This window comes from Bacteroides sp. AM16-13 (genome assembly GCF_003602705.1).
Taxonomy (GTDB): Bacteria; Bacteroidota; Bacteroidia; order Bacteroidales; family Bacteroidaceae; genus Bacteroides; species Bacteroides xylanisolvens.
Genome location: NZ_QTLK01000027.1, coordinates 51576 through 62501 on the forward strand (window position 1 = coordinate 51576; position 10926 = coordinate 62501).

Annotated in this window: 5 protein-coding genes; all 5 read right to left on the minus strand. The window is 43.2% G+C overall.

Features of this window, described 5'->3' with window-relative positions:
• Positions 1–4 precede the first annotated feature (4 nt).
• Genes DW173_RS19160 through DW173_RS19180 form a run of 5 tightly spaced genes read right to left on the minus strand, consistent with a single transcriptional unit; the run spans position 5 to position 10923 of the window.
• Positions 5–1417, minus strand: a complete 1413-nt coding sequence (locus DW173_RS19160) for an agarase (protein WP_120145015.1) — start codon at positions 1415–1417, stop codon at positions 5–7.
• 3 nt (positions 1418–1420) lie between these two features.
• Positions 1421–4084: a glycoside hydrolase family 2 TIM barrel-domain containing protein gene (locus tag DW173_RS19165; RefSeq protein ID WP_120145016.1), complete on the minus strand. Its 2664-nt coding sequence runs from the start codon at positions 4082–4084 to the stop codon at positions 1421–1423.
• 11 nt (positions 4085–4095) lie between these two features.
• Positions 4096–6210 carry a BACON domain-containing protein gene (locus DW173_RS19170; RefSeq protein ID WP_120145011.1) on the minus strand — a complete coding sequence of 705 codons (2115 nt, stop codon included), beginning with the start codon at positions 6208–6210 and terminating at the stop codon, positions 4096–4098.
• Positions 6211–6235: 25 nt separating this feature from the next.
• The gene (locus DW173_RS19175) at positions 6236–7849 is read right to left on the minus strand and encodes a RagB/SusD family nutrient uptake outer membrane protein (RefSeq protein ID WP_015531347.1); all 1614 of its coding nucleotides are present in this window, start codon (positions 7847–7849) and stop codon (positions 6236–6238) included.
• A 14-nt stretch (positions 7850–7863) separates the two neighbouring features.
• On the minus strand, positions 7864–10923 hold the full coding sequence (locus DW173_RS19180) for a SusC/RagA family TonB-linked outer membrane protein (protein WP_120145012.1): 3060 nt from the start codon (positions 10921–10923) through the stop codon (positions 7864–7866).
• Between the last annotated feature and the right edge of the window lie 3 nt (positions 10924–10926).

Sequence of the window (10926 nt, forward strand, 5' to 3'; positions counted from 1 at the left end):
TATTTTATTTATTATTAGTTGATTGTTGGTCGAACCAGTCAGCCAAACGATAAGCGTTGATATTCAATTCTTTCATAGCATCGGCCAACGGTTTATAAAGATTGTATTCATTATCTACCAGCCCTTTGTTAGAGTCCAGATTCGAAGGATCTACCCCTTTTGCCGTCGGATCATTATCCTGATAACGAAACCAATGCCATCCGACACAATTCCCACTTTCCAATAATCCTAAAACAAAATGCTGGTAGGCATATCCACGTTCCTGCTGGGTTTGAACGGTAAAACCTGCCCCTGTTGTGTTTGCCAGCCCTGAATCCATTCCTTTCGTATAAAATTCCGTGATGATGAAAGGTTTTTGAGCCCATTCGCCCCAATGCTTCATGGTCTTCTCACTCGGTGTCCATGCACCATAGTAGTTAATAGCAACGACATCACAATACCTGCCTGCCGCTTCCACAATCTGGCGGATAAACTTAGGTTTTCCATGTAGACGACTACCTAAATAAAGGTGATTGGGATCATACTTCCGAATCGCTTCCGACACCACTTTATAGTATCGTTCCGCTACTACCCCCGCAAACTCTTCCCGATGTTCGTCCGTAATTTGCTGCAAAGTAATACCCTGCTGTTTCAACCAGGATTCTGCATACAATCTTCCCGGATCATTGGGATTCTTCAAAGTCAGATACCCCTCCAGATTCTTCGGCCCGAACGGCAGTTCATTATCCGAAAAATAGCCGATGATATTTTTATCCGTTTTATTTGCGACCAGTTTTTGTGCCATCTCATCGCAATAGGTTTCGAACTCCGGGTCAAAAACGAAAATACACTGATTAGGATATCCCGTATTACCAGGTAACTGATAAGTTCCTCCTCGTTTCTTCCCATATCCACTCATCAAGTTCAGAATGATTGAGCGAGTCAGTACCTCCTTATGAGAGGCATTGTAAGAGGCAATAGCTTCTTCATTACTCCAGGAGCCGGCCCCGGAAAAGCCCAGCGAATGAATCATCCGTGCCGTTCCTTCGATCCATTTTTCCTCCGTACCGAATTTGTCCAGCATTGCTTGTTTATTGCGTTCGGAAGTACCTAAACGTACTCCTACCACCACTTTCTGCAAATGCCGATACCCATCGGGATCAATCATCCACCATCGATCTCTAATACGTTCTACCCTGAAAAATCCTGTAGCCCGATACCTGGGAGCATCCAGATCACTTCCATACTTATTCACACGTACTTTACCAGTAGGTTTGAACCCATCCAATTGAGCAATAGTACGGGTATCATACTCTTTCCAAGGCAGATTTTTCTGTCCTTTCACCCACGGACGGGCAGTGACCTTAAATGTACGTCCCTGGGCATAACCAAACTGGGATAACAGCAGTAAAAACAATATAACTATACTATTTTTCATCATCTAATATTCTTTTACGATTCGTATTGCATTTAAAATGGGCACAGACTCCACCGCTCCAAAACGAACGACAAGCCCCTTTCCTTGTGAAACCGGAACAATATATTTCTTAATAACCGCACGTTCGGAACCGTATTCTTCTGCAATATTCAGTTGTTTGGCAACAGATACTCCATTTATATCCACAGAAAATACCCGGTTAATATAGTCCTCCCTCACCACATCATTTCCTAAATTATACACCAAAGCCTCTCTTTTATTTTCAGAAGTAAGTTCTGTCCAATATAAATATACAGCATAAACACCATCCGGTACATCTGCCTTAAAAGCTTCAATACCTACTCGCTGTGTCTGGAAGACAGGATCCTGATCCGTCCCCAGTATATCTGTATCGCTGGCAGGCAAAGAGCCATAACGAGTTTTGTTCGGAGCCACTTCCCCACCAATATATCCCCATGAACCTTCTGCATAAGCCTGTTCGGGTATCCAGCACATCTCTGCTATCCGGTCCTCAAAATAGCGTCGAGCACCCAGTAGTACATTGATTTCCGTAAAGCCATTCTTCACATTGACACATTTAAAATCACAAACATACTGGTCACGATATTCACGTCCCTCCTTTTCAATCACAGCATCCACCACATTCTTTCCGTTTACAAAAGGAATGTCCACGGAAACCACCTTATCTGCTACCGGATATACTCCCAAACTTTTTCCATTCAAAAAGACCTCCACCTTATCCGCGTTAGTATAAACTTTCAGCGGTTGCGTACAACTCTTTCCATCCCGACTGGCTCCTGCCCTATTCTTCCAAGATTTAGAAGCAATATGCAGAACAGGTGACTCTTTCAGATAAGCCTGATAAAGAAAATATCCGTCCTTACGTTCTCTATCCGTACTTACCAACCCTTTATTGTTCACATGAGGCATGGCATTTCTTCTGGCTTCGGAATAAAAATCATTCAAATTCCAGACCATAGCCCCCACGATATAATCCCTCTTTAGAATTTCAGGCAAATAATGTTCATGATAGACAGAGCCAAACTCACAACTAAAATCAAACCGCACAGGCGAAAAAGAATGAATACGAGTATCTACATCCGCCCCATATTCGGTAATAAGCAACGGTTTATGAGGAAACTCCTTGTGAAGTTCTTCCAGTTTCTCTTCAAATCCGCCCAAATTACCACCATACCATCCATTATAAAGATTAAATCCCAATAACATCGGCAATTCAGTAATCCCTGCTTCCTGATAGATTTGGGAAGCAGAATGACAAGGCAACATGGTATAGCGTTCCGAGTCCAGACTTCTGATCTGCGCCTCAACAGCCGAAGCTATTTGATGAAGAAACTTCATATATTCCGCCCGTTCTTTCTTGTTGTCAGGATTAAAGGGAGGACGCAAAAGCACTTCATTCATGTAAGCCCAAATGATGACAGACGGATAATTATAGTTCTGACAAACCATTTCCGTAGCCTGTTCCACACAGTTGTCCATAAACGCCCTACTTTGAGTAATGGCATTTACAATCGGAATTTCAACCGAAGTCAACAGCCCCAACTTATCACACATCTGCATCACAACCGGATCTTGCGGATAATGAGCCACTCGCAGGAAATTACTTCCCATATCCTTACTCAACTGTATATCCCGGATATGCATTTCATCCCGCAAGGCATTCCCCATTCCTTTGTAATCCTGATGCCGGCTGGTACCAATCAATTTCCGATATTTCCCGTTCAGGAAAAAACCTTTCTCCGCATCAAAATGATATTCACGGATTCCCAGCGGATTAACAACGCAATCGAGAACTTCTCCCTTTTTATTCTTCAAACGGCTATACACCTTATATAAATAAGGAGAATCAACATCCCACCGTTTGGGTTGCGCAATAGTCATCAACGCTTCAAAGGCTACATTCTTCTCTCCTGCTTTCACATTCACTTTCTTTGCGGAAAGTGCCACTCTATTACCGTCTGCATCCAAAATCTCCGTTTCAAGAATCAATGCCTGATTACTTTTCAAAGCATTGGACAAGAATGTTTTTGCACACACTTCCGCTTGAGCATCTGTTATCCCAACAGTTTTGAGATATACTCCACTGGAAGCATAATGAGTGGTAGACAGTTGCACGGGCGAAGTATACACCAGATAAACATCCCGATAAAGTCCGCCGAAGAAAGTGAAATCCGCCGAAAGAGGAGCAATATCCGGATTATAAGAGTTGTCAACACTCACTGCCACCAAATTGCGTCCGGTATGAACATAGTCAGTCACATCAAACGTAAAAGCAGAATAACCACCTTTATGATTCCCTACCAACTTTCCATTCACAAATACATTTGTCTCCTGATTGGCTCCTTCAAAACAAAGATAAACTCTTTGACCTGCAATCAGTTCCTCCACTATCACGGCTTTCCTGTACCAGCCTTTTCCCCGGAAATAACCGGGGATTTCATCTTCTGCATCTTTTGCATTCCAAGTATGAGGAATGGAAACGTCAGTCCAACCGGACACATCAAAGTCAGCAGTGGACGCGTCTCCCTCAAAGAGGGAGAACTTCCAACCATCGTTGATCGTTTGCGTCACACGCTGACCGCAGACCGTGCCGGCAACAATCAATAACAAGCAGGCTAAGATTATTTTTCTATATACCTTATACATACCTAATACCATTATTTCGAGATTGAACGGACTGCGCGAATATATCTTGCCCCAGACTTTTTCCCATTTGCTTTATCCCAAGCAAGCGGTTTTCCAAAACGTACATAAAATGCATTTGTACCACTTGACGTTTCACGACTAGCCCAATAAGAATCTCCGGTAGAAGAAGCCGCTGCCGTATTCATAGCAGTTCCTCCTACATTAGTAACTATCAGATCCCATGCCGCACGATTTGCTTTCTCAAAATCAGTAATCGCATTCGGATTATCCTCCGTCGCATCTGCTACTTTAGTCCCATTATAGGTTTCAAACATCTGTTCCAGATCCGATCTTGTAGGCCAATACCATCCGGAACCTTTATCCATGCAATATTTAAGAGCAGGCATTTCCGCTGCATTCGGCAATGCTGCCAAGGCAGTAGTATTTGCCAAACCGTTATCATTAGATAAAGTCAAACCAGTAGAAGCCGGAGAGCCTGCTGTAGACCATGCCAAATTCTCTCTGTCCAACGACATAATCTTAGCCTTACCACGATTAGTTGCATCTACCCAGAAAACAATGCCTCCTTTCAACGATCCATTATCCGCAATTACCTGTCCCACCGCAAACTCGGAACTTAAAAGTCCTCTCTGTGTAATCGTAACCTCTTGTTTAGGCGCATTCGCTCCGCTTCCGGCTGTTACCGTAGCAGTCGTTACCCGGCTAGAACTATTCAGATTGGGAGATAATGTCCAAAAATAAAGAGTTTTACTTGTTACATCAACATACGCTTTCACCCAAGATTCATCAGTGATATTTATTGCAAATTCCGTCTCATCAGAAATCATTGTAATTACCTCTGATTTTGCTACCGCATCAGGAGTAATAGTCACCGCATTGGTACTCAATTCGAGGGAAGCGTCTCCCTCGGCAGCTACATTTTGATTCACCGTTACCTCCACTGCTTTTGCGGCTGCGCCAGTACCGGCTGTTATTGTAGCAATTGTCGTACGAATATTACCAGTGGTATTTTTTGATTTTGCCTTGAACGTAACTGTTGTGCCTGAAATAGTATATGAAAGCCAGGAATCATCTGCCAACACTACACTGAACACACTCTTATTGGATGTCAACGTAACATTTGCTTCCGCTTCGTTAGCACCTTCCAATGTCACAGGATTGGGAGCAACCGTCAGAGTTGCCGGCTCTTCAGGATAAGTATAATCACCAACTGTGCGCATACATCTCACAAAACGGTTGGTAGCTGTTTTATTTCCTGCATCAGCACCAGACTTTCCGAAACGTACCCAATAAGCCTTATCCCCTGCTGCATTTTCCGTACTCGACCAATAGCTTTCCCCATTGCCCGAACCGGCAGCCTCGTTTATCACATCACCCTGCAAATCGGTCAACATCTTATCAAATGCCGCACGTGCCGCTTTCTCAACTTCCGTCAACTTATCAGGTACAACCGAAGCAAAATCCGGATCAGCATGTCCAATACCGTTGTAAACATCAAACAACTCCCATAACTCATCACGTGCAGGCAGATACCATCCATCACCCAACGACTGACAGTATGCCACTGCATCATTTGCAGCAGGAGCAGTAAACAAAGCCGTATTGGCATATCCATTCACTGTAGAAAGCGCATTATGAGACATCACAGAAGCCTCAAAAGGATTTCCTCCCTGACGTTTTACAGATACAGCTTTTCCTACCATCTTATCCGAAGGATCCACCCAGAAAATCATACCGATACCATCATCTACACTTTGTCCTACCTTCAAAGAAAGATCCGGTTCTTTGGAATCCTGTGTAACCGTCACTTCCACTGTATATGAACCGCAAGTCAGTTTCACGACAGTACTCCTTGCATCCTCACCGTCATTCTGCGTCAAGGCAGTGTATATTACACTTTTAGCGTTTACATCTACAGAAAGCCACTCCGCTTGATATTGAGCAACAACCTGACCGACATTAGTATATAATAGCGATGTAACGAAAGAACCCGCCGCTTTTGCCAAGTTTACTTTTGTATCTTTACAATTAAATTCAGGCATCACACGTACCGACGCATCATCGACACAGGAAAGCAGCCCCAGATTTAAAATCAATAACAGATATATTATTCTTTTCATACTCATTCATGTTTTTCAGATAATCAATCGCTTAATACCAATTCTCATTCTGCGGAAAATTCTCTTTCCCCATCAAGTCAATCTGCTCCTGTGGGATAGGCCAACATTCGTGCTTTCCAACTACAAAACTGGTACGACATTCCGCATAATCTTTATCTAAATAAGGATTTTCAGCTTTCGTCTCGCCATAATGCGCTTTCACCCTTTCACCCAAAAGCCCCAAACGTTTCAGTAAAGGCCAGCGGACTCCCTCGAAGTTCAGTTCACGGGCATATTCATCCAAAAGAATATCTTGCGTCAGAGGTCCCGCAAATTTGTCATTCCCGGCACGTTCCCATGTTTTATTGTAACAGCGCAGAGCATCCGTGCTCATTCCTCCGTCACGGCGCATATACGCTTCTGCCGCCATTAAGTAAGTTTCAGCCAGTCGATAGACAATCAAATCCTTGAATCCCGTTGTCCGGTCCGGATTATCGGCCATAGTCCACTGATCAAAGTATTTTTTCGACATGAAATGCAACGTCTCACAATAACTGGAACTTTTCGCAAGGGGAATCAATTCGCCATATTTAGGAGAAGTAGGATCATTGTATTTGAAACGGTGTACAAACAATTCATTGTATCGTGTATCTTTAGCCTGATCATACAAACTCAATAAATAGGTATTCGGATAAATACGTCCCCAACCATATCCACCCTGATCGGCCGTATTGATACAACCTGCAATTTTATTGATTCGGGTAGTGGTCTGAATAGAGATACGATGTCCGGCAACCGGAGTTCCGGAACCTCCTCCACCCAAGTTTTGTGAATATTGGAAACTCCACAACACTTCCGGGGATTTCAAATCTGCGCTATTAAATACATTCTCGGCCTTCTTTTCCATTGAGTAAATGCCCTCCTGTTTAAAGATGTCTTCACATTCCTCAATGGCTGTATCCCAATCCGATTCCCACATGGCAACCTGTGCACGGACATGTTTGGCAGTCGCTTTCGTTACCCGTCCATACAATACATTTCCGTTATTTTGAGGAAGTGACCAGTCCAGACCTTTCATCGCATCATCCAAGTCAGTTGTCATCAGTGTCATCAGTTCTTCATGAGAAGCCGGTTTATACTCCCGTTTCAGATTATCGACAGTGGTTGGAGTGACGTTCAGATAAAGGCGGTCAAAGCGTTTCCAAAGTTCAAAATAGCTCCGTCCTCTGAAGAATTTCGCTTCACTCCATGCGTGCAATACATCGCTGTCATCCAGTCCCAAGGCTTCTGCCGCTACAATAATTTCATTTGCTTTTCCGATAATCCCATAGTGATGTTTCCAGAACTTATTGACATCTCCAGTACTTGGAGTAAAACTTGTATTCAAACGTCCGATTGAGGTAGAAACACCTGCTCTAAGTATGGCAATATCCGTATTAAAGTCACACATGGTAACGATGTACAGATTAGATTCGTTATTATCCGCTCCACCCGGCAATTCACGTGCCAGGGAATACAATCCTGTAACGGCAGTATTCAACCCTTCGGGAGTAGTGAACAGATAATTATTCGTCACGTCTGTTTTTGATTCCAGATTTAATAAATCCGAGCAGGAAGCGGTCAACATTCCGCAAATGACAAAGGCTGTATATATTAACTTTTTCATAAGGATTCTTTATTTTAGAATGAAACATTGACACCAAACACATATTGTCTGGACTCCGGATAAGACCCTGGAGTCAGTTCGGGACTATAAGATTTAAACTCCGTAAATGTCAGCAAGTTAGTAGCAGTTGCATACAATCGTAATTTATGAATCGGAGTATTCTTCAATAGTCGGGTGGGGAAAGTATATCCCAGTTGTAAGGTGCGTAAACGGATATAAGAAGCATCCTGAATGGCAATGGCACTCAAATATGCAGGGTCCGCACTATAAGAAGGACGTGGGAATTTGTTCGAAGGATTGAACGGAGTCCAATAATCCACCTTCACCCCATTCAATTTTCCACGTAAAGAACCACCGGAATTATACTCGTACAAATAACCGTTCTTAATCTTTCTGCCGGAAACTCCATACCAGTCCATGAACAGGTCAAATCCTTTCCAGTTCCATGTAGAAGAAAGGGAGAGTGTAAACTTCGGATCTTTACGGATAGGTACCCTGTCATCAGCTGTAATCTTTCCATCCCCGTTGTTATCACGCACCTTGACCATTCCCGGTTCAATAGCGCCACCGTAATTAATCGGACTGTCGGCCACACCGTCATTATCACTATCATAGGTGTTTTTCAGTGTATAGACCAGATTTCCCGTACCATCACGAGTGATATCAAAATCATCATACTGAAAAATTCCATCTATCAGATAATCATAGTATACATTGATCGGTTCTCCGATAATCCACCCCTGGGCTACCTGACTTGCCGGTTTCCCGTTCTCATCGAGAGTATCGTCAATACGGACAATTTCATTCTTATACATGCTGAAATTAGTTCCGAGTGTCCAGGTAAACTCCTTTGTACGTACCACGTCACCATTTAAAGAAAGATCGATACCACTGGATTTCGTCTTTCCCAGATTATCTAGCATGGTAGTATATCCGAGTGACGCATTCAGGGAACGTTTCACCAACAAATCCTTCGTATGAGTATTATAATACTCAACCGTACCATTCAGACGCCCATTGAAGAAACTAAAGTCAACACCAAAGTTAGCTGTTGCAGACTGTTCCCATTTCAGGTTTGGATTAGACAGTTCCTTGCCCGGCAAATATCCCATTTGAAAAACATTTCCAAACTCATATCCTTTATTATCAGCCAGTCCCAAAGTAGTATAATTGCCGATACCGTTCTGATTACCTACAATACCATAACTCACACGCAGTTTCAGGTTATCAATCCACGACACATCTCTTAGGAAACTCTCCTGATTGACACGCCAGGCAAAAGCTGCCGACGGGAAAGTTCCCCATTTATTTTCTTTTCCGAAACGGCTGGAACCGTCACGGCGGATAGCCACGTTCAACAAATAACGATCTAAAAGCGAATATTGCGCCCGAGCCATGAAAGACACCAAGTTATTTTCATTAAACTGACGACGAGGCTTGCCTGTAAACTCACCTTGAGAAATGAAGTTCCAGTCTTTATCCACCGGAAGATTTTCAACCGAGTACCCGATAGACTTCGACCCATTATGGTCGACAGACTGAACGCCGGTCAATGTCAACTGGTGTTTCTTGTTCCGGATAGGCACTTTATAGGTCACAATGTTCTCAACCAGCCAGTTCTGTGTACGCGATTCGTCAAGAACCGCCGTTCCTCCGCCTCCCGGATATTGGGAATCTTTATAAGAACCGTCTTCAGACGTCTGATTATAAACAGAAGTATTCAGACGATAATTGAATCCCTTGAAAGGTTTCACATCCATAAAAAAGTTCAGGCGGTAATTATCACGAGTTACTTCACGTCCATAATGTTCGGCACGGTACAAAGGATTATAATTTCCTTCCGAGTTGATATATTTTGTATACTTGCCATCCGCATCATATATCTCCGCCAATGGAGAACTGGTAATAAAATCATTAAAGTTACCATCCTCACGATCTTGTTTTGTCATCGCATAAGAAGAATTGATACCGAAACTAATCCATTTAGCTATTTCAAAGTCCAGATTCAGTCTTAAAGAAAACTTCTGATACCCCGATCCGGTAACCACCATTCCTTGTTGGTCAAAGTAGTTGGCACCTGCCGATACTTTGATTTTTTCTGTTCCTCCACGTACACTGACGTCGTGATTATGATAGATTGCATTTCTGAACATTTCTTTTTCCCAGTCGATAAACTTTCCGCTGGCCCATACCCGTTGCATCACCTCGTCTTCCAACGCTTCGGCTATAGAAATCTCACGCGCATCAATTATTCCTTTATCATGCGCCTTTGCTTCACGACGAAGCTGCATATATTCTTCGGGAGAGTAGAAATCGAAATTTCTCCAGAGAGATTGAATACCCAGATAACCATTATAGTTGACTTCCACTTTTCCGGCTTTACCACGTTTGGTAGTCACCAGTACCACACCGTCACTGGCGCGTGCACCATAAATAGCCTGTGACGCAGCATCTTTCAAGATTTCAACCGATTCAATATCATCCGCACTCAACGTACTGAACTCTGTTGCACTGGAAGGAGAACCATCTATAATATATAAAGGTGCATTGTCCGCACTGATAGAACGGGAACCACGAATGGTAATCGAAGGAGTCGATCCCGGTCGTCCGGAACTACTCGTTACATTCACACCTGCCGCACGTCCACGTAACATATCAGCCACATTGCCGGCGGGAAATGTTTTCATTTCATCCGCTTTGACCGAAGCTACCGAAGTGGCTACATCACTCTTACGCTGAACTCCATAACCGACAACCACCAATTCATCGAGCATTTTCGACTCTTCCACCATATTCACATTCAGCACCGTTTTCGTACCGACACGTATTTTTTGTTCCTTATATCCTATACAAGAAAAAACAAGGGTAGATTTAGCCGATACACTGATTGAATATTTTCCATTTACATCCGTCACTGTACCGTTAGTAGTCCCCTCCTCCATGATATTAACTCCGGGGATCGGTCCAAGTGCGTCTGTCACCACTCCAGAAACTCTGACGTTTTGAGCACTAACCTCTAAAGAGATAAGAAAGGCTGTCAGGAACACAGCCCATTTAATTACGATGTTTTTCATACT

Coding starts and splice junctions, on each gene's coding strand:
- DW173_RS19160 (WP_120145015.1), bottom strand. CDS start 1,417: ATGAAAAATAGTATAGTTATATTGTTTTTACTGCTGTTATCCCAGTTT.
- DW173_RS19170 (WP_120145011.1), bottom strand. CDS start 6,210: ATGAGTATGAAAAGAATAATATATCTGTTATTGATTTTAAATCTGGGG.
- DW173_RS19165 (WP_120145016.1), bottom strand. CDS start 4,084: ATGTATAAGGTATATAGAAAAATAATCTTAGCCTGCTTGTTATTGATT.
- DW173_RS19180 (WP_120145012.1), bottom strand. CDS start 10,923: ATGAAAAACATCGTAATTAAATGGGCTGTGTTCCTGACAGCCTTTCTT.
- DW173_RS19175 (WP_015531347.1), bottom strand. CDS start 7,849: ATGAAAAAGTTAATATATACAGCCTTTGTCATTTGCGGAATGTTGACC.